This is a genomic window from Pseudomonas syringae pv. tomato str. DC3000 (assembly GCF_000007805.1).
In the GTDB taxonomy this organism is placed as follows: domain Bacteria; phylum Pseudomonadota; class Gammaproteobacteria; order Pseudomonadales; family Pseudomonadaceae; genus Aquipseudomonas; species Aquipseudomonas avellanae.
Window position 1 is genome coordinate 42291 of sequence record NC_004632.1, and the last position, 25183, is coordinate 67473.

23 protein-coding genes are annotated in these 25183 nt (G+C 58.8%); 21 read left to right on the forward strand and 2 right to left on the reverse strand.

What is annotated here, in order from left to right; all coding sequences use genetic code 11:
- Positions 1 to 27 precede the first annotated feature (27 nt).
- From PSPTO_RS29340 to PSPTO_RS29425, 18 genes are all read left to right on the forward strand, one after another.
- Positions 28 to 273: a hypothetical protein gene (locus PSPTO_RS29340; RefSeq protein WP_004666892.1), complete on the forward strand. Its 246-nt coding sequence runs from the start codon at positions 28 to 30 to the stop codon at positions 271 to 273.
- Positions 274 to 301: 28 nt separating this feature from the next.
- Positions 302 to 589, forward strand: a complete 288-nt coding sequence (icmT, locus tag PSPTO_RS29345) for an IcmT/TraK family protein (RefSeq protein ID WP_004668192.1) — start codon at positions 302 to 304, stop codon at positions 587 to 589.
- Between the two features lie 42 nt (positions 590 to 631).
- Positions 632 to 5305 carry an LPD7 domain-containing protein gene (locus PSPTO_RS29350; protein WP_011106985.1) on the forward strand — a complete coding sequence of 1558 codons (4674 nt, stop codon included), beginning with the start codon at positions 632 to 634 and terminating at the stop codon, positions 5303 to 5305.
- Positions 5306 to 5330: 25 nt separating this feature from the next.
- Positions 5331 to 5684: a conjugal transfer protein gene (locus PSPTO_RS29355; RefSeq protein ID WP_005622158.1), complete on the forward strand. Its 354-nt coding sequence runs from the start codon at positions 5331 to 5333 to the stop codon at positions 5682 to 5684.
- Entirely contained in the window at positions 5681 to 6388 is a 708-nt protein-coding gene (locus PSPTO_RS29360; RefSeq protein WP_011107031.1) for a DotI/IcmL family type IV secretion protein, read from the forward strand. The genes PSPTO_RS29355 and PSPTO_RS29360 overlap by 4 nt, the downstream gene beginning before the upstream one ends.
- Positions 6389 to 6444: 56 nt before the next feature.
- Positions 6445 to 7503 carry a DotH/IcmK family type IV secretion protein gene (locus tag PSPTO_RS29365; protein WP_011106987.1) on the forward strand — a complete coding sequence of 353 codons (1059 nt, stop codon included), beginning with the start codon at positions 6445 to 6447 and terminating at the stop codon, positions 7501 to 7503.
- A 5-nt stretch (positions 7504 to 7508) separates the two neighbouring features.
- Entirely contained in the window at positions 7509 to 8867 is a 1359-nt protein-coding gene (gene traO / locus PSPTO_RS29370; protein WP_011106988.1) for a conjugal transfer protein TraO, read from the forward strand.
- The gene (gene traP, locus PSPTO_RS29375; RefSeq protein ID WP_011106989.1) at positions 8864 to 9574 is read left to right on the forward strand and encodes a conjugal transfer protein TraP; all 711 of its coding nucleotides are present in this window, start codon (positions 8864 to 8866) and stop codon (positions 9572 to 9574) included. Before traO ends, traP begins: the two co-directional genes overlap by 4 nt.
- Positions 9575 to 9582: 8 nt before the next feature.
- Positions 9583 to 10125, forward strand: a complete 543-nt coding sequence (traQ, locus tag PSPTO_RS29380) for a conjugal transfer protein TraQ (RefSeq protein WP_003344373.1) — start codon at positions 9583 to 9585, stop codon at positions 10123 to 10125.
- A gap of 75 nt (positions 10126 to 10200) precedes the next feature.
- Positions 10201 to 10596: a DUF6750 family protein gene (locus PSPTO_RS29385; RefSeq protein ID WP_005769766.1), complete on the forward strand. Its 396-nt coding sequence runs from the start codon at positions 10201 to 10203 to the stop codon at positions 10594 to 10596.
- An 81-nt stretch (positions 10597 to 10677) separates the two neighbouring features.
- Positions 10678 to 11289 (forward strand): hypothetical protein, encoded by a 612-nt coding sequence (locus PSPTO_RS29390; RefSeq protein ID WP_003344377.1) that lies wholly within the window; start codon positions 10678 to 10680, stop codon positions 11287 to 11289.
- A complete protein-coding gene (locus PSPTO_RS29395) occupies positions 11264 to 14320 on the forward strand; it encodes a conjugal transfer protein (RefSeq protein ID WP_011106991.1) in 3057 nt (1018 codons plus the stop codon). The genes PSPTO_RS29390 and PSPTO_RS29395 overlap by 26 nt, the downstream gene beginning before the upstream one ends.
- 10 nt (positions 14321 to 14330) lie before the next feature.
- Entirely contained in the window at positions 14331 to 15545 is a 1215-nt protein-coding gene (traW, locus tag PSPTO_RS29400) for a conjugal transfer protein TraW (RefSeq protein ID WP_011106992.1), read from the forward strand.
- The gene (gene traX / locus PSPTO_RS29405) at positions 15535 to 16137 is read left to right on the forward strand and encodes a conjugal transfer protein TraX (protein WP_003344384.1); all 603 of its coding nucleotides are present in this window, start codon (positions 15535 to 15537) and stop codon (positions 16135 to 16137) included. The genes traW and traX overlap by 11 nt, the downstream gene beginning before the upstream one ends.
- A 30-nt stretch (positions 16138 to 16167) precedes the next feature.
- Positions 16168 to 18312, forward strand: a complete 2145-nt coding sequence (locus PSPTO_RS29410; protein WP_011106993.1) for a DotA/TraY family protein — start codon at positions 16168 to 16170, stop codon at positions 18310 to 18312.
- Positions 18313 to 18414: 102 nt separating this feature from the next.
- Complete coding sequence (locus PSPTO_RS29415) at positions 18415 to 18660, forward strand: hypothetical protein (RefSeq protein WP_003344389.1); 246 nt, start codon at positions 18415 to 18417, stop codon at positions 18658 to 18660.
- A complete protein-coding gene (excA, locus tag PSPTO_RS29420) occupies positions 18657 to 19304 on the forward strand; it encodes a plasmid IncI1-type surface exclusion protein ExcA (protein ID WP_003344391.1) in 648 nt (215 codons plus the stop codon). Before PSPTO_RS29415 ends, excA begins: the two co-directional genes overlap by 4 nt.
- Positions 19305 to 19396: 92 nt before the next feature.
- Positions 19397 to 20599, forward strand: coding sequence for a hypothetical protein (locus PSPTO_RS29425; RefSeq protein ID WP_011106995.1), 1203 nt, complete (start codon positions 19397 to 19399; stop codon positions 20597 to 20599).
- Here the strand turns inward: PSPTO_RS29425 and PSPTO_RS29430 are convergent.
- Both PSPTO_RS29430 and PSPTO_RS29435 read right to left on the reverse strand, forming a co-directional pair.
- Positions 20589 to 20966 (reverse strand): type II toxin-antitoxin system VapC family toxin, encoded by a 378-nt coding sequence (locus PSPTO_RS29430; protein ID WP_011106996.1) that lies wholly within the window; start codon positions 20964 to 20966, stop codon positions 20589 to 20591. The two genes, PSPTO_RS29425 and PSPTO_RS29430, sit on opposite strands and share 11 nt — an antisense overlap.
- Positions 20963 to 21163, reverse strand: a complete 201-nt coding sequence (locus PSPTO_RS29435; RefSeq protein ID WP_011106997.1) for a type II toxin-antitoxin system VapB family antitoxin — start codon at positions 21161 to 21163, stop codon at positions 20963 to 20965. The genes PSPTO_RS29430 and PSPTO_RS29435 overlap by 4 nt, the downstream gene beginning before the upstream one ends.
- Positions 21164 to 21255: 92 nt before the next feature.
- Between PSPTO_RS29435 and PSPTO_RS29440 the strand changes: the two genes are divergently transcribed.
- The 3 genes from PSPTO_RS29440 to PSPTO_RS29450 all read left to right on the forward strand — a co-directional run bounded on the left by PSPTO_RS29440 (position 21256) and on the right by PSPTO_RS29450 (position 25122).
- Positions 21256 to 22341 carry a thioredoxin fold domain-containing protein gene (locus PSPTO_RS29440; RefSeq protein WP_011106998.1) on the forward strand — a complete coding sequence of 362 codons (1086 nt, stop codon included), beginning with the start codon at positions 21256 to 21258 and terminating at the stop codon, positions 22339 to 22341.
- Positions 22328 to 24616 carry an F-type conjugative transfer protein TrbC gene (gene trbC / locus PSPTO_RS29445; protein ID WP_011106999.1) on the forward strand — a complete coding sequence of 763 codons (2289 nt, stop codon included), beginning with the start codon at positions 22328 to 22330 and terminating at the stop codon, positions 24614 to 24616. The genes PSPTO_RS29440 and trbC overlap by 14 nt, the downstream gene beginning before the upstream one ends.
- A gap of 77 nt (positions 24617 to 24693) precedes the next feature.
- Positions 24694 to 25122, forward strand: coding sequence for a GntR family transcriptional regulator (locus PSPTO_RS29450; RefSeq protein ID WP_011107000.1), 429 nt, complete (start codon positions 24694 to 24696; stop codon positions 25120 to 25122).
- The last annotated feature ends 61 nt before the right edge of the window (positions 25123 to 25183 follow it).

The following is a 25183-nucleotide window of genomic DNA, read 5'->3' on the forward strand; positions in this document are numbered from 1 at the left end:
GGTGAAACGACTAGGGAAGGGAACGTCATGTGCCAAAACGCTCAGCAGTGCTGCTCAACCCCAGACGAATGCAAGGCCTTCCGAGACATTGAGGAACAGATCGGCCATTGCACGCCCGATCAGGCCTGGGGCATGTACTTCGTATCGACAGGGAGCGTGCGTGAAAACATCAGACTGGCGGTGATGAAACACATCGCCCAGGGCAACAAGGCATTGCTGGTTGAGTTCCCGGAACTCGCGCCGGCGAAAAAAGGAGATCACGAATCGGGCTAGCGTCCCAACCGCAGCATAGGAGTTATCCATGTCTGACCAGCAACTGCAACCGGGCTATTGGCGCAATGCCTCACGCCTTCTCAATCTCTACGGCATACCAGCCCCCTTGTTCTTGTTGTACCTGGCGTGGTTTCGCTTCCCCTCCATGGTCACGATCTACGTCATCACCGCCATTATTGGCGGCTTTCGGCTGCTCTCGTTCTTTGGGTGGACGTTCAAGGTCCTGGTGATGCGACTGGCTTACCTGTTGCGCGGCAAGCGCTTGTCCGGTCGGCCCTGGTGGTATCGACGCTTTACCGAAAGGGGGGAGCGATGAACTTGCTATTGCAAATGGCGCCCATAATGGAGGCGAGAGACAATGACGTTAACCATTGATCATGCGAAAAAGTTAGTGATTGAATTCTGTGCGACCTACCCGGTAGCGTCCACCATCAGCTACAAGATCAGAGAAACCCAGGAGGAGCTTTATGGACCGCAAGCCACCCGAGAAGCCGCTGGAATCATCCTCGGTTCATTTCGTCCAGGAAGAGGACGAGCCGAATTTGCCATTTCCAACTTTCGTGACGAGGACCACTTTAGAAGAACTCTTAGGCACGAAATACTCGGACATTATGGGATCAACACCTTCAACCCCGCCGAAAAACGAGCGGTCCTAGAAGGCGTCATCCAGTCACGCAATGATCCGGGCATGGCTGCTCTCTGGGCTGAGGTTGCCAGGATTTATCCTCAGTTGACTGACTCAATGAAGGCAGAGGAAGTTTTTGCTTTTGCCTGTGAAAGGATTGTTTCACCAATCCGTGGCAACGTTGCCGAGGGTGCCCGTTCTTTTCGCGAAACCTGCATAGAGCGTACGCGTGCGATGCAGGTCAGTGACCTCATCAACCTCACGACGATGGTGGCCGAAGGGTTGCACGACCGCAGCCGGTCGCAACAGAACTTCCCAGCGTCGGACAATGCCCAGTTCAAGATCGAAACAGCCCCTCGCACATCCGAATACCCGGTTTGGCTGGCCGTGCCGCCTGATGATCGTGATAAGGCTCGACTGTCTGCCGGACGACTCAGTGACGGTCGTGCGGCCATTGCCTGGAACAAAGAGGAAAAGCTGTGGTTTGCCAGACCTGGATGTGACCTTGATCGCATCACCGACTGGTTGCCTGATCCAAGCCGCCGCGCTGGGGGAGGGGACGCCGAATCAGAGTTTCTGGATGTACTGACTCAAGCCGGCCTGGTCGTCAAAGGCATGCCGGTGATGAACGGTAGTCGGCAGCGTGTAGCGACGGTCGATGACAAGCACGGCAAGAAAAGCGGTGTCTATTGCGGTTTTCTGGATCGTCGCCCTGCTGGCTGGTTCATCAACTACCATCGTGCCGATTCGGCCAAGGATGTGACCAACTGGGCGGCGACTGGCGGTGAGTCTGATCCGATCACCCGCCTGCACATTAGGGCCGGGGCCAAGCAAGCCCAGGAAGACGCTGCTCGTGATCGCGCCGTCACCTACGCCAAGCAGACGTTGGCTGCCAAGAGGCTTTACGACCGGCTGCCCGCCGCAGACCCTGCGCATCCCTACCTGGTGCGAAAGGGAATACCCCCGACGCCCGACATTCGTCAAACACGAAACGGTGCCCTGGTGGTGCCGTTTTTTAATGCGTCGGGAACGTTCAAGACGCTGCAGTACATCCCACCCGAGGGTGAGAAGTTCCTCTTCAAGGATGCCCCCAAACAAGAGCATTTCCTGGTGGTGGGCGGCCCGCTCGATCCGGTCAACCCCATCCTGTATGCCGAGGGCTATGCCACGGCGCGCAGCCTGAATCTGGCCACCGGCCTGCCGGTGGTGATGACCATTGACGCCGGCAACATGGTGGCGGTGGCCAAGGTGCTGCATCAGCAGTATCCCGACAGTCGGCACCTGTTCATGGCGGATTTCGATCATGCCAAGGACGTGAACAAGGGGTTGATCATGGCCAATGAGGCGGCCATAGCGGTGGGGGGCCAGGTTATGTACCCAACGTTTAACGACGCCGAAATCGCCCGTGGGTTCACGGACTTTAACGACCTTCACCAATCACGAGGATTGGACGCGGTACGCGAACAGACCGCTCCCCTGATTCGACAGTATGAAGAGGTAACTGCCATGCCGACAGATTCGAATACCCAAGCACAGGATGTCGCACCTGCCATGCCGATACCGGATGAAGCGGTGCAGCCGCAGGCCGACCTGGTGCAATCTGGCGACCCAACATCAACGGCTGAGAGTGAGGATAAGCAAGCCAAGACCTTCATCTTAATGGATGCAGACAACGGGATGGTTTGGGACGGTCAGGCGTTCAAGGCCGCAGACCTCGCTGAGGCTGAGCGCTTTACGCCCATTGATGGCTTGAAGGCGGCACTTGAACTTGAGCACTCCCAACGGTATGCGCTGGAGGGAGCCGCAATTGAAATCCACCGCTATATGCCTGTGCTTGATGAGAGTGTTCGCGTCATCACTACTAACGCGGCAAAAACCTGGCCGGAATTAAAAAGTGCTTTCAAAAAGGCGGGCCTGGAGGTTTCGCAAGAAACCTACCAGTCAATTCGTGATGAAGTCGCAGCGAGGCTTGATCAGTCAAGTACCCTGCCTGTAGAGCCTGTGACCGAAGTGCCATTGGTCGTCGGCACTGCGGACGTGCCCGTTCAGCAACCTGCGGCGGTGATTGAGCCTGAGAAAACACCGCCGACCGCATTGCCCGAAGCCTTGCCTGTAGATGGGCCGCAGCCTGCATCAGCGCCTTTGACCGAAATGTCAGATGAAGCTGCCCAACCTGCCTCTGCGTCGGTTGAAGCAGCGCCACCAGTTAAGCAACAGACGTCGGCCGAGGCCGATCCTGACGCTTCCGCGATCGTTGACGATCAGCCCAAGGCAACAATGCCTGCGGCGTCCGACCGCAACACGTCCTCTGACGCGCCAGGACTCAACCGGCCACCTTTGGCGGCGGCCGAGCCAGAGCAGTCAAACGAGACAGCTCAACCAGCTGCGCCTCCTGCTAAACAACAGGCGTCAGTAGAGGCTGATCCTGACACTTCCCCCGTCGCTGAGGATCAACCGATAATCGCACCGGCAGGGCCTGCTCAAAACGAAGACAATGAAAGCCTTTCAGACGTGGAGGTTCCGGTGTCAGGGGCCCTGCCGCGTCGTTTCACCACAGCACGCAAGACCGGCCCGGCGGTCGTACCGGATGCTATCTTCGTAGGGGCTCCGATAGGTGCCGACGAGCCACAACTGCAAGCCAGCAACATCGACAAAGACGCTCTGTTGGCCCGCATCAGCCGTGAGGTTCAAGGTGACAATTCGGTGCTCTACAAGCTCGATGCCGAGCCTGCTTTCGTTGACCGTGGGTCGCGCCTGGAGATGGTCCAAGGCGCAGGTCAGGAAGATGAGAAGGTAATAGCTGCGTTGCTCACGGCAGCACAGTTCTACCGGGGGCGCATCGAACTGACCGGCAGTGACGAATTCAAGGCAAAAGCCATCGAGCTGATTGCTCAGCACCAGATCAATGTGGAGATGAAGAACCCTGCGCAGCAAATGTTGCTGGACGATGCCCGTAACGCGTTGAAGCAGCCACCTGTAACGCTTGATGCCATTCATGGTGATACCCCACCGCCGTATGGTGGTCCACAGCCGTCACAGGCGAAGCCCTCGGCACCGCAACCTCAACAAGCCGCGCCGGCACCGGTGCATTCGTCTGCGCCCGCGCCGGCGAGTACCGCTTACCAGCCTCTGGAGGTTGAGGGTCTGCAACGGCGGCCGGCTCAATCTGCCCCACAGGCACAGGCCCCGCAAGCGGGCGTTGCACCGCAACCTCAACAAGCCGCGCCGGTACATTCGTCTGCGCCCGCTTCGGCAAGTACTGCTTATCAGCCGCTGGACGTTGAGGGTCTGCAGCGGCCACTGGTTCAACCTGCACCACCGGCACAGCCGGACGCACCGGTCATCAATCCGCCCTCGGCAGCTCCAGCATCGGATCAGCCTGCAACGTCAGCGAATCAGCAGGTGTCGCCCGCCATCCATCAGCCTTTCCAGGCGGCCAAGGATGGCGTGACAGGCAAGATCCTCAAATTTGGCCAGAAGCCGTTTCGTTTTGAGCCAGACAAGCCCGAGAGCACCTTCATCACACTGCGTACCGTGAACGGTGTTCAGACTTTTTGGGGCAAGGAGCTGGCGGGGCTGCTGCGCCAAACCCGTGTGCAGCCAGGCAAGATGGTGACGTTGCAGTGGCTGGGCAATCATCCGGTTACCGTCAAGGTGCCCCGCAAAAACGAGCAGGGCGTCACCGTGGGTTACGACGATAAAGACGTTCATCGCAACCAATGGGCCCTTAAGGTAGAGGGTAACCCCGCAGTGCGTTCTGGCCAGGATGAGGGCGTCAAACTCGGCGCCTATGACGCCGGGCGTTTCGCCGTGGTGCAACAAGCCTGGCTTGCGCAACTGGGCGTGGAGGCTCCCTTGCCCACGCCACCCACGGATGGCCTGTATTGGTTGACCCCAAACGGTGAAGGCAGCGCAAAAACGGGTGATGAGCTGTCAGCCCCTCGGCCGCCGATCGACCCCAACAACACAGCGGGACAACCCGTCATCAGCAGTTGGTCACGGGATGGCCATCTGGACATGTACCTGGTGCGCGGCGATGGTCCCTATCTGCAAGGTGTGGTGCGTCAGGGGGATCAGATGCAGCATGTATTGGTGAGTCTTCCAGGCCGTGACGATGGGCCTTCGATGGTGTTTAACGCCATTACCCCCGAGGGACTGCTGCCGATCGGCACGGGCAATGGCATCAACCGCTCTGGTGGCGAGCCGGTGTCGAGAGAGCACATTGCCTTCAAGCTTGAAGGCGACAGCGCTGTGCGCATTGGCAAGCTTGATGCGCCTGGCGAGGTGCCCCCGACCTTGCACAACCTATTGGGCTTCGATCAGCGCTGGAAAGAGGAAAACACCCTCCCAAAGTCAGCTCCCACAGCGGCACCGTCAGTACAGCCGAGCGATCCACGTCCGGTGTAAAACGCAAACAGCAAAGGAACTCATCATGAAGAAAAGCATGTGCGGTGCACTGCTGATGGTTGTGTGCTGCCTGCCCGTTGTGGGAAACGCAGCAGTGTGCCGCTCAGGACAAGCGGCCAGTGTGGGCAGTCAGACTGCGTATGAGCGGGCCAAGAAGGCGTCGGACGTGTGGGCAGAGCGCGAGCGCACCGTCTCAGACGAACTCCAGGATTGCTTGTCGCGCATTCGCACCACCAGCATCAGCCTTCCCTCGTTTCCAAGCCTGGAAGACCTGATGAACCAGGTGGCCGATCAGGTATGCCAGGCGGCGGTGGACAAGATCAACAGCCATATCCCCAGCGGCTCGGACCCTTGGCAGTCGGTAGGAGGTTCATTGTGACTGACTCATCAGAGAAGTTGCTGCCCGTGGAAGAGTCTCTGGAAATACCTCACCTCCCCACGGCGGAAGATCAGCACACGTTCGAGCATGCCATGCAGTTGCAGCGTGACCGTGCGTTAGGTGCGGCATTCGCCCATCGCTGTCTGACCGCAGTGCTCTGGATGGCACCTGCACTGGTGCTATCGGTCAGCGTGAATGGCTACTTGGGCTGGCAGGTCGCTCATCCTCCGGTGAAGTACTTCGCGGCCGAGGGTGGTCGCGTGACCAAGATCATCCCTACGGACAAACCAGGGCATAGCAGGCGTGACGTGTCGGCCTTTGGGGCCGACACCATTCGCCAGAGCTTCACTCTGGACTTCGTGCATTACCGCGATCAGATGACCCAACTGGGCGAACGCTACTCGGAAGTGGGCTTCCAGGACTATTACAAAGCCTTGGTGGCCTCGAACCTGCTCAAAGCGGTCAAGGATCAGCGCATGAACCTCTGGGTAGACGTTGGCCCAGGTGTGATTCGCGGTAGCGGGACGATCGGGGACAAGTTTGCCTGGGAGTACCAGTACCCGGTGACTTTGAAGCTGGATGGTCAGCAATCGGGCAGTCCGCCTCAGCGCTTCATTTTTACTCTGCGCATTCAGCAGACGGACGTACGCGTGAAAAACGCAGGATTGGAAGTCACGCAAGTGATTACCACCAACGCTAACTGATACGCACTGGTGCATTTGGTGCGCGTTTAATCGGCTCCGCTAGACAGGAACCTCCTATGAAAACTTCAATTGCGCTGGCCCTATGGCTAGCGGCAAGCGGCTACGCCTGGGCGGATGAAACTGTCAGCCCAGAGGCCGCTCCGGCTAAATCTGCGGTTCCCCCCTCTGCCCCTGTTACGCCTGCTGCGGGGGCTGCACCTTCGGGCTGGGCTACGGGCGTGGGTGTAAACCCAGCAGCACAGAAAGCCGGATCGCCGGCACAAGGTAATGGCCCTGTGAATGCAGCACCAGCTCAGCAACCGTCTGGAAATGATCCGCTCCCTCCGCCGCCATCCGAGCTTTTTCAAAAGGCTCAGGACAGCGTTTCTCCGCTGACTCCCCAAGAGATTCGGCAACTGCGCGGGCAGGTTGGAGAGGTTGACAAGGCCATGGCCGCACCGCAGGTCGCCATTGTGCCGAGAATCAGCGCACAAACGGTGAATCTGTCGCCGGGGGCCAGTTTGCCGCTGGTGCGCACGGCGGTGAACTACCCCACTTCCTTGACCTTTATCGACAGTACCGGCGCGCCGTGGAACCTGGGCGCCGCGCCCATCAGTGGCAACCCCGATATCACGCCGTATTACGTGCCCAATAGCCCGGTCATGGTCTTGTACGCCGCAAAGCCTTTTGCCAGCGGAAACGTCACGGTTTACCTGAAAGGTTTGGCCGTGCCGATCATGCTCTACGTCAGCAGCGGGGAGTCGGATACCAAGGCCCAGACGTGGGCAGTGGACGCTCGCCTGGACTTGCGTGTGCCCAGGCGTGGGCCAGGTGCTCAGCCAGGCGCCGCTCCCGAGGTCCGTATCGGCTTGCACGATCGGGTGCTGCAGGGGTTTCTCGATGGCGTTCCACCCAAGGAGGCCAAACAGCTCAAAACCACCGGCAACGTGCCAGACACCACGGTGTGGCAAATGGGTGACGATCTGTACATCCGCACGCGGGCTGATATCCGGGACGAGTTCGAATCCACGTTGTCGTCGGCAGACGGTACGCATCTCTGGAAATTACCCGTGACGCCCTATGTGTCGTTCTCAGTCATGGGCCACACAGCGGCCCTCAACGTCGCCTTGGAGTAAGCATCATGGCAAACGAAAACGATGCCAAACGCGACATGAAACTCACCGCAGCGCTGGTTGGAGGCGCATTGGTGGTCGTTTTTGGCGGTGCCTATTACCTTTGGGACTGGCTGGCCAGGCCTGAGCCGGCGCAATCGAAGGTAGACCTGGGTCGAGTAGCACAAGCTTCGCGCAGCCACAGCACTGAAAGCCCTGCCTATCGCGATCTGCTCAAGCAATACAACGAGGAAGGGGCCAGCACGGCTAAAAACGAAAACAGCAGCTTCATTGCCAGTATGCCCATGGAGCAGACGAGCGTGATGCTGCCTGTGACGAAGGCCAAGCCTGCCCCTCAGGCAGAGCCTACCGCCCGGCGTAGCCATACTCGTCAGGACGAGAACTCAAAAGACTCCGAAAAGAAGGAAGACCCGCGTCTGAAGGCATTGCTAGAACGGATCAATCCTGAAAAAAAAGCCGAAGAGCGGCAGTCCGGACTGGTCTTCGCCCATGTTTTAGGGGGAACTAACGCTTTGAATGGCTCAGGCGATACGAACACGGGTTCTGCTGGAGGCTATGACAGCTGGAGTGAAACCCTGCCGGGAGGTGCCAAGCTGAAAACCGCTTCCATGAAAAGCACCGCAGAACCCTATTCACCTGTCGAAGTGGTGCCGCCCTACTGGCGCGGGGCTGGCGTGATCGATATCGGTGTGGACTCGGACAACAGCACCACGCCGGTGCTGGGCAAGCTGTCCGGGCCTTATGCCGGGGCTGTGCTCAAGGCACCCGAGGGCGCCAGGTTGGCCGGTGATGGTGTGGTGATCCACTTCACTGAAATGGCCTTCAATGGCGTCAATTACAAAGTCGATGCCTATGCGCTTCAGGACGACACCCTGTTGGCCAACGTGGCTTCTGAAGTGAACCACCGCTACATGTCACGCATTGTGTTGCCAGCGGTACTGGGCGGCATTGGCAATATCAGCGATATGTATTCGCAGGCCAATACTCAGGTCCTCAGCAATGGCTTTTCCACCCAGACCGCCCGACCGGGCATGCCGGATGGTACCGCCGTCGCCGGCACCATTCTGGGCGGTGCCGCCGGTCAGGCGGCCAAAGTGCTGACTGAAGACGCCGCCCGCACCCCGGCTACCCAAGTCAATGTGTTCAAGGGGCAGGTGGTCGCGATTCAGTTCATGCGAGGCGTATACGCAGGTGATGCCGTTGCCCCAGGGCGAAGCGGTGAAACGGTGCAACCTGCGGCTCCCGCTCAGGCCGTCATGTCGGCACAACCCCAGTCCCCAGCCCAACCGCTGACGCCTGATCAATGGCGTGCGCAGACCCAGACGCGAATCCAGGCGCAGCGCAAGCTGCAGGAGAGTCAACAATGAGCGAGTTCAGTCCAGCAGAGCCCAAGGCATCGACGATTGAAATGCCGGCTCCCACCCAGGCTCCCAGTCGTAGCGTGTGGCAACGCCCGATCGTCATGGGGCTTTCACTTCCCTGGCTGATCGGCATTGCCCTGGTATTGGCACTGGCTGGCTGGTACTTGTTTGGCCCCGAGAAAACCGCGTCAGTCAATCGTCTGGCCTTTGAAAATGACTTCGAACAGCAACCTTTGCCCGCTGAACAGTCGAGTACCCCCCCTGTTGCAGCCGCTGCCGAGTCTGATTTGGGCCAGTTCAAGAACGAGGTTGCGGCCATGATCGGCGGGGTGCGTACCTACGCAGAGGTGAATCGCACCGCGATCCAGCGCTTGTCCGAAACGATCAAGACTCAGGGGGTTGCACAACAGGCGTTGCAACAGCAACTGGCCGAGGCACAAGCGCAAAACAGCGTCTTGTCAGCACGTCTGTCCTTCCTTGAAGGACGACCCGGCGCGACGACCACGACACAGCAGGCCAGCAAGCCAGTCGCTAAAACACGTTCGCCGTTGAATGGTATGCGCGTGCAAGCCATTCAGAACGGCATGGCCTGGGTGTACTGGCAGGACAAGACCTGGGCCGTCAGTCCCGGCGAGAAACTGGGCCAGGTGACTGTCACCGGCATCAATCCCCAGGCCCGCGAAGTGCTGACCAGCGCGGGCACAATCAAATGAGGTAAATCATGGACGGCAGTACTGACGCGATTCAAATGTTGGTCAATCTGTCCCACAACCTGCTGACTTCCTTAGTCAACTTTGCCTTCACGCTGGGCAGCTTGTTTGCGGTCACTGGCGCTGTGAGCTACCTCGCCACTCACGCCAGTGCCGCGCGCAAAGCACCTGGCCATGCGGAAGGTGGCGGCAAGGTCATCGCTGTGTTGTTGCTCTGTGGAGGCCTGGCCGGCCTCGATCAAATGATCGGTGCTGCCGCTCGCCAGTTGGGTTGGCAGGGCGCGACCTTCGATGCCATCAGCTACGTGGACGTGGGCACCTTTGGTGTCGCAGCCGATGCGGCCAATGCCGTGTTAAGTCTGGTGCGCATGCTGGGCGTCTGGTTCGCGCTGCAAGGCATGTTGTCCTGGAAACGCTCGTTCAAGGACGGTCATACGGGCCTATCGGCCAGTCAGGACGTTTCAAGCGGTACCCTCAAGTTTGTCCTGGGCGTTTTCTGCGTATGCAATCCGTACCTGCTTAGCGCCCTGCAAAAAACCCTCGGCCTGCTGTAAGCAGATCGGGATTCCAAAGCGCCTCGGCGCACCTTCGATTGTTACACCCTGCTTATTAATCCATAGGAGTTGGCTATGTCCAAAGACGTAATGCTGTGCGCTGCTGTTCGCCTGTCGATTTTCAAAGATGGTCTGCGTCAACACATATTGAAAGGCCTGGCGGCAGCGATAGCTGCCAACCCAGTGCTGGCTTTTGCCGGTGCCGGCGGTGCCGACATTGCCGGGATGGGTAATTCGGCGGCAGTGGGCGCCAAGTCGTTGCAAAAGAATGCGCTGACCATTGCTCAGTTTGTGGGGGTAGTGTTTGTGATCACTGGGTTGGTTGCTGCCAAGAACAAAAAGGACAACCCTCAGATCAAAACTGGCCATATCGTGGGGTCCATCCTGTTTGGCGTGTGCCTGGCAGTGATCCCGGAAATCATCAAGCGCTCGCAAGCTCAAGTTGGCCTGGCACCCGTGGATGTGGGCTAAGCCAACCCTCCTGCGGTGACTTCGGTCATCGCAGGGCCTCCCCTCCGAAACCCAATTCTGAAGCTTGCAGAAGGCGAAGCTATGGATGTTGATCTATCGCATATCCCCCTGATGCTCGATGTCAGCGGTGATCCTGAAACGCCGGTACCGACGGCTATGCCTGGCGAGCAGTGCGCTTGCTGTGGACTGTGGACCCAAAAGCTGTGGCAGGGGGCTCGATCAGGGTTTACCGCCTCCCATGCGGTTTGCACCCTGTGCTACCTGGCCGGGCACCTGGACAGCCCTACTGCGGCTCACGGCGTGCTGGCCTACCTGCCCGGTATGGCCATGACGGATGTGCATCACCTGCAGCGCCGTGCGCTGATTGCCATTCTCGGTGGTACCCGCACACAGCGTGCCCAAGGAAAAAGGGTTCTGCTCTGGCTGGCTCGACATGGCCGTGAGGTGGAACAAGCCTGGGGCACGACACGTGCCGGCGAATTCGCCATGGCCTTTCAGCGTCTTCCTCCTCACAAGCGCTCGACCCTTCGAAACCGCCTGGAAGGCTGTGCCCTGATCCTGCCGGCGGACATGTTCGAGGATCTGTCGCTATTACTGCCCACCGGCAAAACGGTCGCGGGGGCACTTTCCTCCCGCAGCTGGGACACCTATAAACGGAGTGACTTTTATGCCGAGCTTGATCCGTTGGGTTGAAGACCTGATCACAGAAACCTCCCGGTTTGCCGTATCACGCGATCTGCCCGACTATTGCGACTTGAACACGGTACTGCGTCTGACGGACGACGATCGCACTCGCCACCCAGCCCTCAATGCCCCGTATGTACTGGTCAACGACGATGGCGATTACTGCTCGGTGTATGCCGTTGCCGGCAGTTTTTGTGACACCGACGAAGCGGCACCCCTGGAGGCCCCTTATTCCTGGGCCGGCCGCTTGGAGCGCATGATGCATGCGCTGACAGCCCACTATCGCCGACATGGACACAAAATCAGCCTGGTGTTCGATGATGACCCTGATCGAGGCCGCGAGGACGTCGAACGCCTGCTGGCCCCTCAGTACGCTTCTGTCAAAAGGACCGGCATCGACTTGACGCCGATCCTGGACGAAAACGTTGAAAAGCTGGCCCCCTGGGTTTCGCGCGAACGCTGCTACCTGGTGTGTTACACCGGGCGCAAGACGCTCTCGGCGCATGAACTGATTGACGAAAATCGCCGTATCAAGCAATTGATCGGGCAAAGCCCGGATGCACGGTATGGACAAAATCCGGTCCTGGCTGAAATGGCCGGCCTGAAAATTCGCCACGACGCCTTCATGAGCGCTGTGGAAGCTGCCTTTAAAGATGACGGCCAGGGTGTGCTGCTGGAACTGCTCGATGCCCATGCAGTGGGCCAGGCGCTGCGCTCTCAAGTGGACCGGCTCGGTACCAGTGAGCATTGGTACCCGCTGCTCCCTGATGATCCGATCACCCCGCACGGTGTACGTAACGGCGACGATCACACACCGTTTCTGGCCCCGCAGCTGAAGTTTCAGCTGATGAACCAGGACATGGAAACCAACGGCAACAAGCTCTGCGTCAATGGGATGTGGCATGGGACCTTGTCTGTAGTCCTGGGGCCGCAGACGCCGCAGACCTTTGCCAAGCTCAAAGCGCTGGTCCCTCGCGGCGTGCCTTGGCGCGTACGCATGGACCTGATGCCTGGAGGCATGAAGTCGCTGGGCATGAAAAAAGGCACGTTGGACTTCATGGCGTTTGTGCCGCCGCTTCGCCCCATCTGGAACTCCATCGAAACGTTGACGAAAGTCGAGCAGCAGGAGCCGGTGTGTGTCATGACGATCATGGCATCGACCTGGGGAGACAGCCAGGCCGCAGTGACGCGCCATCTGACGCTGCTGACCCAGGCCTTTCAGGCCTGGGGGGTGTGCGAGGTGACGCAAACCTTCGGCAACCCGGTACGCGCATGGGCCTCGACGCTGGTGGCTTCCAGCAAAGGCAGTGGCCCGAACCTGTTGTATCCGCCGCTTTCAGAGGCGCTGAACCTGTTGCCGCTGACCCGCCCTGCCTCGGCTTGGGAGGAGGACGGCAACGCCTTGTTCGCTACGCTCGATGGCAAGCTCTATCCGGTCGGTCTGGCCACCCCCAAGCAGAACAAGCTCACCAGTGTGGTCACCGGCTCTTCCGGCCAGGGCAAGTCGGTGCTGCTGAACAAGCTGGGCAATGTCACGGTGTCCAGCGCCCAGCAGCGATTACCGTTCATGGCGGGGGTGGACAAAGGTTTCTCGATGCAAGGTCAAGTCGCCTTGCTGCGCGACAGTCTGCCGCCGGAGCGTAAGGACGAGGTGGTGGGCATTGTGCTGCAGAACAGCCCCAAGCATTGCCGGAACCTGTTCGATATCCAGCTGGGCGCGCGGTTTCCGATCGCCCCCGAGCGTAACTGGATCATCAGCATGCTCACGGCCATGTGCATTGATCCCTCTACCGGCAATCCGCCAAACGAACGCGATACCCGGCAAATACTGGACCGCGTCATCAGCATGGCCTATACCGCCAATGCCGAAAAAAGCCCCAGACGCTGGGGGCGCGGGGTCGTCCCCGAAGTGGACACTGCCTTGGATAAAAGCGGGTTGATCGAGCGCTATCCGGCCCAGTGGTGGGATAGCAGTACCTGGTATGAGGTGCGCGATCTGTTGTTTGAAGCAGGCTTTGTTAAGGAAGCGCAGCTGGCCCAGTTCGAAGCGGTGCCGGAACTGGCCGACATGACCACCTTCCTGAACCATGAAGATGTACAGAGCGCCTATGGTCGGGTGCAACGCGATGGCAGTCAGGAGCTGTTGCTGGAGTACTTGCACCGATGCATGACTGACGCCTGTAGAGAATTCAAGATGCTGGCCGGGCGTACGCAGTTCTTGATCAGTCCACGCACGCGAGTGATCGCGATCGATCTGAACAATGTCATGGGTGATAACACCACCAATGCTGGCCACCTGAAAACCGGAATCATGTTCCTGTTTGCGGGCCAGGTGGCGGGGGGAGATTTTGTGTTGCCGCAATACCGGGATGAGCTGTTGGAGGCGGTGCCCACGCTTTACCACCCCATGCATCTCGACCGCTTGGAGCAGCTGGATCAGGAGGTCAAAACCAAGATCTACGACGAGCTGCACAATGCGAAACAGGTGCCCTTCATCTTTCCCATGCTGGAAACCCAGGACCGTGAGCAACGCAAATTCGGCATACGCACGGTGTTGTCCTCGCAGTACGTGAGCGACTTTCCCGACGCCATTCTGAATTCGGCCAACTCGCTGTACATGATGGAAGTGGACCCCAAAGACGAGAAGCTTCTGACCGACACCATCAAAGTGCCCAAGGTCACTCTGCAGCGCTTTCAGCGTTTGGGCTCAGGTCCAGCAGCGGATGGCAGCGGCGTACCGTTTTTGGGCGTGTTCCGAATCAAGGGTGGCGGCACCCTGGCGCGCATTCTGAAAAACGCCATGGGCCCCCTGGAGCTATGGGCGTTGGGCTCTTCACCGACCGACAGCGCCCTGCGCAGGTTGCTATATGACGCCGTCGGCGGTGCCACGGCTCGCGCCATCCTGGCCGAAGCCTTTCCCCAGGGCACGGCAGAAAAACTCATCGCGCTGCGCCAGAAGCAAGCGGGTGAAGCGGATTCCAATAACGTGATTGGCACGCTGGCCAACGAGTTGATCAAACGGCGCGGCTACAACATTTGAGGCAATGATCATGAAAAGACTTTATGCGTTAACAGCGATAGCCGTGGGGGTACTGCAAACACAACAGGTCCTAGCGTACGTCCAGCCGGTGGCCGTCACGGCCAGCGTGCCCATTACGGCGCAGGTAATGCCGGCCATGGCCGGCCTTCAAGCTACCCTGGCGGAAATCCTGACCACTGAGACACAAGTCGGCACGGCCATCGTGCAGGCCAGTGACAAACAGGTCGCGGTTATTTCTGAGGCCGCACGTGCCCAGCGCGAGGCCGATATTTTTGGCCGTCAGACCGAGCGCCAGGAGCGTGCCCTAGAACAGTACTCGGTCCCTGACAGCATCTGCAGCGAGTCGGCCTCTGGGGTCGCGGCCACGGTGGGGAAGGTGAGCCGTGCGCAAACGGCGGTTCTGGCCAGCGGGGCAGGCGTCGGCAGTGCTGTGGTGCAGAAGACCATCGCTTCCGAGCCCGTGGCCTCGCGTCAGGGTGGCTATCGCAGTGCCGCCATGCACGCGCAGTACTGCACACAAAGCGAATCTGCCCAGTACGGCGGTACAGATCTGTGCCCGCAGGTCTCCAGCTTGCCTGGAGGCGACATCGAAATGCGCTCGTTGATCGACGGGGCGGGAGCCGTGGGCAAGGCCCCTGACCTGACGTTCAATCAGGATCAGGTCGATGCGGGCATGGCGTACATGAAGAACTCTGCACGCCATGACGGGGGGCGGGCACCGGGCAAGGGCGATATCCAGTCGGCCACGGGACGTGAGTATCAGGGGCTGATGACCCAGTACAAGGCGATTCAGAGCGCCGCGACTCAACCGCAGCTGGACATTATCGCCGCCAGTCAGGCCAATCCGGCCACACAGGAGGCATTGCAAGAGGCGCTACAGAATCCGTCAGCGGCGGAGTACTTCGCTTCAACGGGCAGCCAGAAAGCACAACGCACCGGGGTGATGAGCGAGCGCGAGTTCGAGGCTTTCGAGGTGGGCAGGCGCTATGCCAATACCGCCTATGAAACCGACCTTCAGGCCCTGAGCGGAGACAACCTGATGCGTGAGTTGGTGCGCGTGCAGAGCCTGGGCAACTGGCTGCAGTTGGGACTCAAAAACGACCAGCGCCAGGCCAACATCATTGCCGGCCAGCAACTGGCCTTGGCGGCAGACGCCAAATACGTTCCGCAGCTTCAGGAACTGGGAGCAAAAATGAGTTCGGGAGTCACCGCACATGAAAACTGAACCTGACACAACAAAGCACGAGGACGAACAATCGCCGCCGGACGACAAGCATTCGGGCACACCGTTACGGCGCGCCGGTCATGTGGGGCTGTCGATCCTCAACCCGTTCTCTGACCTGGCGGTGATCTATCGCCGGGGCATAAAACCGACGGCGCAAAAGCTGAAGCTACTGAAGACGTTGCTGACCCCGGCGTCAGCAACGACTGAGGCAGATGCAGTCGGTGTCAGCTGGGTACAAGCAGTCGAGCGTTCCAGCAGATCTGTTGAGCAACTGGTGAGGTCCTACCAGCGCATTCGTGCTGCATGGTGGTGCTTGATGGCGAGTGGTGGGGCCTTGAGCCTGTTCCTGCTGATCATGCTGCTGTTGGCAAACCTCAGCTTGCCTTCGGGCACATTCCTGCGGGCTGCGGTGACACTGCTTTTATTGATGGCTCTGGCCAGTTGGGGGTTTGCGCAGACGCTAATCGCCACTTACCGGCTATGGCAGTTGCGGGAACGGCGCGTCAGCGTAGCGGAACGAGGCACCTTTGAAGATTTCCTCATCGAAAACCGATGGTGCCGGCAGGTACTGACGCTCGGTCACTTCGGCTAACAAAAGACTCATTCAAGCGGGACAGTTACCATGAACCTCCTAAAACGCTTTTGGTGGGTCGGTTTACTGCTGGTCTTTTCTGTGCCGGCAATGGCCGACAGTGTGGATTATCAGACCATCGCAGCGGCTGCCCAAAAGCCCAATGACCTCTCGCGCCAGGCGCTGGTGATGATTTTTGGGCAAGTAGCAGTCGATCCATTTGCACCCTCACAGCCAACACTGATTGGCTCACTGTTCGCCATTATCAATGGCTTTCTGGCTGTGCTGGCCATGTTCTGGTTTCTGACCATCACCATGAAAACCATCGTGAAGGCCGGGCATCAGGGACAGTTTTTCGCAGGCGGTCGATCTGCGCTGTACCCGATCATGACGTTCGGCGGCTTCATCATGATTCTGCCCACGCAATCGGGTTGGTCACTGGCCCAGCTGGTCATGCTCTGGGCTACCTCTACGATGGGTATTGGCAGTGCCAATCTGTTGACCGATAAAGCCGTGGACATGATGGACAGCGGCTACTCGATGGTGACGCAACCTACGGCCCCGGTGACCCGAGGCGCGGCACGCGGCATCTTCGAAATGAACCTGTGCAAGTACGCGATCAACCGTGAGCTGCAAGCGCTTTACGGGGACGGCGAAGCCAATACCCCGTTGATTACCACCAAGGGGGGCAACGGCCAATACGACACCGGCAACGGCAGCGCGGTATGTGGTTCTGCCAAAACACCCAACACGGGCCGCACCGGGACCTGGAACCTGTTGTTTGACAGTGACGTGGACACGAGTGGGGTGATCACGGCGCAGCACCAAGCGCTAGACACCATGCAGAGTACCCTGGATCAAGCGGCACAGGCGTTCGTAGACACCTACCTGAGCAAGCGTGACCAGGACGTGGGGAGTTTTCAGGACGCCGAAACGCAGATCCAGAACGCAGCCGCCGCCTATGAAAACACGGTGAACCAGGCGATCAACAAGATCGACTTCAAGGACACGCTACAGAGCCAGCTTTCAAGCCAGATCAAAAGCAGTGGTTGGGTGGCTCTGGGCAGTTGGTATCACACCTTTGCCACAGCCAATAACAAGACCAATGATGTGGCCAGCTCGACTCCGGTTGTCACGGGGATGAGCAACCTGGGCGAGCACGGTACTGGCGATTTGTATAACCAGGTGTTTGCGGCCTACAAATCGCAGGTGCAAAACAGTACCTACACGGCTCCGCTAGGGACGCAGACGGCCAAGGATGATGGCGCGGCAGCGACGGCGAAGGACCCGAATTCGGTGTTTGTAAACGTTTTCAAATCGCCCATGCAGGGGCTTACCAATTTTTTTGCCACTAAGCGCGTCGGTACCGAGGCAGACTTTTCGAACCAAGTGAACCCGCTTATCAAGATGCAAACAATTGGTGACTACACGTTAGGAGTTACAGAAACACTTATGGCTGCCTATGCCGGAACTTGGGCCGCCGCCTCATCGGCCAGCAACTCGCCGTTGGGCTGGGGGGCCAAAATATTTGCGGTAGATTTAGGGGCGGTTGTGAAAGACGTGCTGGGCGCGCTTGCACCGATGTTTTATTTCGTCATGTTCGCCCTGCTGGCCATCGGTTTTTCGCTGGCCGTATTTCTGCCTGCTGTGCCCTTCCTGTTCTGGATGATGGGGGTATTCAACTGGGTCGTCAGTGTGCTGGTGGGATGTGCGGCTGGGCCGATGTGGGCTGCGACGCACTTGGGCGCAGAGGAAGACAAGGGCAGCCGTAGTGCCTACGGTTATATCTTCCTGATCGACATGATGCTGCGGCCGTCGTTGATGGTACTGGGGTTCTTTTTCGCTTCGGTGGCCGTAGCCGCAGGGGGAACGATCCTGAATCTGTTATTCGCCTCGGCGCTGGCCAATGCCAACGCAGACTCGATAATGGGGCTGTTCAAGATGATTGGGTGGCTGATGATCTATGCCCGCATTGCGACCTTTGGTGTGACTCGGCTCTTTGGCCTGCAGGCGTCCCTGGCGGACTACGTGATCTCGTTTCTAGGAGGCCGAGAAGGGGCAAACCTGATGGGCGGCATGGTCGATAACATGAAAGGCATGTTTGGTGCTGCTGGCTCTGGGGCACAACGTACCCCTGGCGTTAAAATGCAACCTAGGAAGCCTGGCGCAGGGGGGCATGGGGATGGAATTCAATAGCAACAGCGACCATCGATCACGGCTATCGGACAAATGGTGTCGTGGGTCTCGTTGTCACCCGCTATTGTCTAGGTAGTGCCCAGCCAACGAGGTGTTCATTCAATGATGCCCAACGCGATTCATCACAACCCTGACCCGCGCTATTTGTGCGGACTGATCGATCAGGCCGGGCTTAGCCGCCGAGGCGCGGCCCAACTGATCGGTATGTCGTGGTCGGGGTTTCGAAACTACCTGCGTGATGAATCGCATTATTTGTACCGGGAAGCGGATTACCGCGTTCAATTTGCCCTTGAGTGCCTGGCGGACGCTAAAGTACTCAGGAAAAAGGAAACAGGAGAAAAATCATGAAAGTTCAGCGCCTGAAAACAGCGAAAGAAGGGTGGCTCGTGGTCTTCAAAGGGCTTTATTTGTTAGCGTTTCCATTTTTGCTCATATTCGCAATTTTGTTTTTGATCGCGGCTTCGGGTTCAACTGGTGAAGATGCTTACGGATTTTCTGTATTTGCTGCACTGTTTGCGGCCCCTGTTTTGGTCTCTTTGACCGTTTTCATCCATGGAATTTTAAGTCGCCGCCGTCTACTGAAGCGAATTACGACGGCTATCAAAGCTGCCCAGTTCTTTGAACCAGACGTTGCCAATGAGATTTATCACGAAGGTGATGGCAAATACCTGGGCATCGATACCCAAAACGGCACCATCCTGTATGTTCACAGGATTCGCAAAGGTCAGGTCGATGTGGTGGCCCTGACCATGGACGACTGGACCGACCGCGAGGTTGAAGGCAATGGCATGTTGCGCCTCTACACCAAGTTCCCTGACCTGCCGCGTATCGAGATCGCCACCCCATGGGCGCAACGCTGGTACGACACGCTCGGGGCTATGGAGCACAAGCAGAAGCAGTACAGCACCCCGCAACCGTTCAACCGCTATGTGCATGACCACCTCGAAGCGCTTGAACGTGATCTGAACGTGCAGATCCCACGCCTGGCGTGAAGCCATAACCCCTCCGCAGCTGTTCCCGACGCGCTTTACCTTTTTCTCACACCGCCCAATTCGGGCGGTGCGACTATTTGTGGGGCATCGCAATGCAAAATCGACAATCCCAAGGTGCATGGGAGGGTGAGCAAGCGCAGATGTTATTGGCGCTTTGTGCAGCCGTCCTGTTGTGCTGGATGTTCTTCGATATCTTCGTGTACTGGACCACCTGGACGCTCTATTGGTTATGGAAAATGGTGGATTTTCCCTTCATCCATGCCTGGGCCGGTGGCAAGATCAACCTGCTGGCCGACGTGGCCAACCACGCCAAGGCCGTGACGCTGGATGAATGGCTTGAGGTGATGAACGCCACCAGTGGGATTCTGCTGCTGTTCTTGATACCGCTGGTGATTGTGAGCAGTTGGGGGCTGGCGCAGCATCCGGTACTGCCGTTTCGCAGTAAACGCCTGGTGAACATTCACACCCTTCCTGGCCTGGTGAGTCGTTTCGCACCCTCGGTCATCCCGGTGTTGGCTGCGTCTGGTCCCGATGGCCTGATGAACGATACCTCTCCCAGCAATGCGTGGGCGCTAAAGCCCGAGGAGTTTGCTGAACGTTACAACCTGGTGCAGCGCAAAGTGCTGGATCGGGAGGCCGCTCGTGCGGTGTTCGAGGAGCAGGTCGGAGATGTTCATGATGGCCTTCTGGACTTGACACCCTATGAACGGGCCTTGCTGGCCGTATTCGGTCTGCAGGTTTTCCTCAATGACCGCAAGGCAGCGACCCGGTTGCTCGATGACCTGAACCGTTCCTGCATGATCAAGGGGTTGTTGCGGCGCAAGACCTTCTCGTTGACGCCGCTGTACGGCTTGGCCGATGCGGGGTTTGATCGCGTTGCAAAAGCACCGGGCGTCAGTGAGTGGCTGCAAAGCCATAGATCGATGCGCACCGCGCTGGTGGCCTTGTATGGCCGCGATCTGCGCTTGGCGCCGGCGCGCTTTCGCTGGCTCAAGGGGGTTAACCGTACTTTGTGGTATGCCCTGCACAGTGCCGACACGGCCAAGGTGTTTGTGGAAGGCGCCGGTGTTCAGGCTCAGGCGCGGGCAGAAGTCCATGCCAGAAAGCTGGGGCTGCCACGTCCTGGGTTGATGGTGACCCAGGCCATCGATGGCTTGCAGGCCGAGTTGGAAAGCATCGGTCTGGTATTTGCGCGACATGTCATCACGCCTAAACGCCGGGAGGCCTCTGACCTTCCTGTCATGACGGCGGTGTATGCCGCGCAGCCACCTGTGGGTGATGAGCCTAGTGAGTAGGAGGCTGGTAAGACACGGCCATGCGGCTAGCCAAACGCTCCAGGCGCTTGTCTAACGTCCAAAGCGCTGTGCCGCTCAATAACGCGGAGGCCAGGAGCGTCATATCCACCAGCCCACAGCCCAGGCCATAGAGCTTGTGGGTGTTCAGAAAGGCGATGACTTCACTCACCGTGGGTTGTTGTGCACCTCGTAGGTCGCCAAGGTCAGTCAAGGTGCTCAAACGATCAGGCGGCGTACCACACGCCAGTTCTCCGATCACCATGGGGTGTATGAGTACCCGGTCCTGGCTGAGCAAGTTCACCAGTTCTGGACTGTTGTTGCGAAAGTGTTCAACCCAAACGGAGGTGTCTACCAGGACGCCTATCACTGTGCCTTCTCGTGTCGGCGGGCAATGTCTTCCATCGTTGGCAGTGTGGCCCCTAAGGCCATCAATCGTTTAGCCGCTTGAATGCGCACAAACGTCTGAACGGCTTCACGGAACAGGTCGGCCTTGTCCATCGCCGGATCGGCGACTTCCAGAGCACGTTGGTACAACGCATCGTCGATGGTAACAGTCGTTCTCATGATGACTCCTTGCTTCAATTTTGATGTAACTCTACATCAAATTTGATTCAAAAAAGCACTATTAATTCTTTACTTTAGAAAGAGGAAGCCCCATGGCCTCGGCATCTTTACGCGCCCCGTTTTCGGTGGACATCCAAGGCGATCAGCTGGTTGTCTATCAGGCAGATCAGGAAGCAGGCATCGTGACACGCACGATTTGCACCCTGGACCTTCGCCATCAGCACTCGTTTTATTTGAGCAATGACGGTGTGGTCTGCCGCGATGTTCAGGGTTTTGAATTCTCACTTGAAACCCATGACAGTAACGAAACCCATGAGCTACTGACCGCACTGTCGCGGGCTTTGCTGCGTCATGGACGACGCAAGACCCAGCGGCGTCTGATGGGCGTGTTCGTGCTGTTGGTTGTGCTTTGCCTCGGTGCCCCATGGCTTGGCCGAGCGCTTGAATTGCCTGTTGTAATGCCGGCGGCGCAGGTCATCACGCCCTCAGTCACGAGCCCCCCCAAGCCGGACCTGGCCAAGCGCAGCGCGCCGGCGCCGATCGCTTCTGAGCCACGCCAGTCCGCTGCAGACGTGGCACCTGACGATGGCTGGACATTGCCCAGGGAGGTTCGGGCCACACTCCCTCAAAAGCTGCACAACGCTGCCGAGCGCAAGCTGTTCACCGTTGACTATTCCAGCGGTCACGCGCGCACGCTGTATGTCTTTTCGGACCCTGGCTGCCCGAACTGCCAGCGTCTGGAGTCGTCCCTCAACACGCTCTCCGACGCCTTCAACGTGGTGGTGTTTCCTGTGCCGGTGATTGGTAAGGAAAAGTCGATCGCCGCCATTACGCCGGTGCTGTGCCTGCCGCCTGAGCAGCGCAAAACCCCGTGGGATCGCCTGTTTGATGCAGCCCCTGAGGGTGTGAACCTTGGGAAACCCCCGTTAAAGCCGGCGTCGGAAGGGGTGGAGTTGAAAGCGGCGCAACCAGCAGGCACGTGCGATGTTGCAGAAAAGGCCTTGGGGATCAACCAGACGGCCTATCAGGCGTATCGCATACCGGGCACGCCCTGGGTGATCAGCGACGATGGGCGCTATGTGCCGCAGGCGTTGTTGCGTGATCCGATCAGGCTCAAAGCCTTCCTAGATGAGCGACCTGCCCGCCAGGTTCAGGAGGTGTCGAATGCGCCCCAATGACTACGCCGTCGAGCGCACGCGCCTAAATCGGCGGGTTTACCACTCGGCACTGGCTGAGTGGTTGATGGGCCCCGGTAGTCTGACGCTGGGCCTTGCCGGGTCTGTGGTGGGAGGCGTCCTGTACCCGGTCAGCCTGTGGCTCAGTCTGCCGGCCTTGCTGGTTTGGTCACCTGTCATGCTGCTCGAACCCTGGCAGATGCCCATGCGCATGCCTTCAGACATGGACTGCCTCGACCCTTCGACGCAACGCCAGGTGACGGGCAAGCTGCTGGGTTTCTTGCCGGTCACGGCCATGCGCACGGTGATGCTCAAGGCAGCGGGCATCCTGTATATGGGGTACCTGCGCGGTCGGGACGCCGGGCGTGAACTGTGGCTGTCGCTGGATGACATGACCCGCCATATTCTGATGTTCGGTACAACCGGTGCCGGCAAAACCGAAGCACTGCTGGGGTACGTGTTGGGCCAGCTGGGCTATGGAAAGGGCCTGATTTATTCGGACGGCAAGGCCCAAAATGATGTGGCCGCCGCGATCGTGTCGCTGGCCCGACGCTTTGGCCGTGAAGACGACGTTCGGATGATGAACTTCATTACCGGGGGCCGCTCCAGGGCACAGGAACTGCTGGAGGACAACAAAAGCAGAGGGCAGACCAATACCGTCAACGCGTTCGGTATTGCTCAGGAAACCTACATCATCAACCTGATGGATTCGATGTTGCCTCCTGCGGGCAACGATGCCGGCTGGCAAGAGAAAGCCCGGGCCATGATTCAGGCTTTGGTGTTCTCCCTGGTGTACAAGTGCCGGCGTGAAGGCACGGTCATGTCCCAGCGCACGATCCAGGCACATTTGCCGTTGCGGGCCATTGCCAAGCTCTACATCCAGTCGGTGGAACAGCAATGGCATGAAGACGCCCAGTTACCCCTGAAAAACTACCTGGGCACATTGTCCGGTTTTGACCTGGCCAAGGTGGATTCGCCGGAGGAATGGGCGACCACTGCGTTGGATCAGCATGGTTTTCTGATCCAGCAGTTCACCCGCATGCTGGCCTTGTTCAATGACACCTACGGCCATGTGTTTGCCCGTGACGCCGGCGACATAGACCTCAAGGACGTGGTGCATAACGATCGCATCCTGGTGGTCCTGATTCCTGCGCTGGAAATCTCCTCGACCGAGGCCGCGACCCTTGGGCGTCTGTACGTGTCGCAATTGGCCATGATCCTGAGCCAGGATCTGGGGGAGAAACTGGAGGGCAAACCCGAAGACATCCTGGTGATCCGCAAGTACAAGGACCGCTTTCCGTTCTTGTGGATCTGCGACGAGGTCGGGGCCTACTACACCGAAAAGCTCGGCGAGCTGGCCACGCAAGTACGCTCCCTGGGGTTTTGCCTGCTCCTGGCCAGTCAGGAGGCGCAGCGCCTCAAGTCGGCGGCCGGCGACAAGGTGTGGACGCTGATCGGGAACATGGGGGTCCGAATCACCGGCAAGATCATGGACCCCAAGGACACTCTCGAAATACTGCAGTTGATGGCCGGTACCGAGTACCTGCCAGTGATGAGCGGTATGGTGCGTCAGGCCGGAATCATGGGGGCCAGCTGGGAGGAAGCAGACACACTGAGCCTGAAAGATGAGAAGAAAGTCAGCGTCGAGGAAGTGCAGCAGCTCAAGGAGGGGGAAAACATCACGCTGTTCAACGGACAAGTGATTCGCGGCAGCTCCTTGTACATTCACGATGCTGACAAGCTGTCCAAGGAAGCGATCCGGATCAACCGCTTCATCGAGGTGGCCCCGCCAGCGCTGGACACCTTGTTGGCCGGTGCGCCTGCCCGCATTCGGCGCAGCTATCCGCGCGCGGACCGCGTGCAGCAGATCCTGTACCACCTGGCGATGAAGCCTGGCCGTTCAGACCTTGAAAACCTGGTGCTGACAGATCCGACGTTGGTCGTCTTGAACGAGCTGGGAGAAGAGTGGCGGCTGATCTGGCGTCGCCGTCCTGGAGCGGCAGTGCGCAGCACCTTGTTATGGCACACAGCGCTGGAGCATGTGCCCAAGCGCGGAAGCGGCTACGTGGCGCAATCGTCCACGGCGCTGGATCTGACCGTCGGCAGCAAGCGGTTGCAGGCCTACCAGGCGCAGCACATCGATCCGGCCAGAGCGCCGAAAGTGAAGGGCAAGGCGCCTGCACCTAGAGCCACAACGCCTGTTCCACCACGCCACGACCATTCACCGCCCTATTTCGACGACGGATCGTATTCGCCGGCGCCGTTCGACTGGGATTAATAGACCGCAACCCTGTGCCGCGCCGATACCGATGCGCCGGCGCAGGGTTGTGTCGCATGCGTAAAAAGGAGCTGTAAATGAGTAACCGCAAAACGCAGAAACTGCACGCGCAGCACGTGCTCGAAACCATAGCCCTCGGCATTGCACGGCCTGTAGCGCTGCCCCGGGAGACAATTGAAGTGGCGCTTCGCGAAGCCATCATTGATGGGCGGCTTGAACCGGGTGAACCCCTTACGCATCAAGCCATCGCCAATGCCTTCCAGGTCAGCCGTATGCCTGTGCGCGAAGCGCTGCGTTCGTTGGAGACGCAGGGCTATATCGCCGCGCAGTACCACAAAAGCTACCTAGTCACGAACGGCAATGAGCCTCCCCAGTACGGTCACCTGCCGGGCTTGCTGAGGTGCGTTGCAGAACGCCATACAAAGCTGGGCGATTTCGAATCAAAAGTGGCCTTTGAAAACGAAATCCTGCGTGTCCTGGGTCAACTGCGCCCTACCACGTGCTGATGACTGACCTAGCTTGTTGAAAGCAACGGATTTTGTAACGCGAAAAGCGAGGCTCCCATGC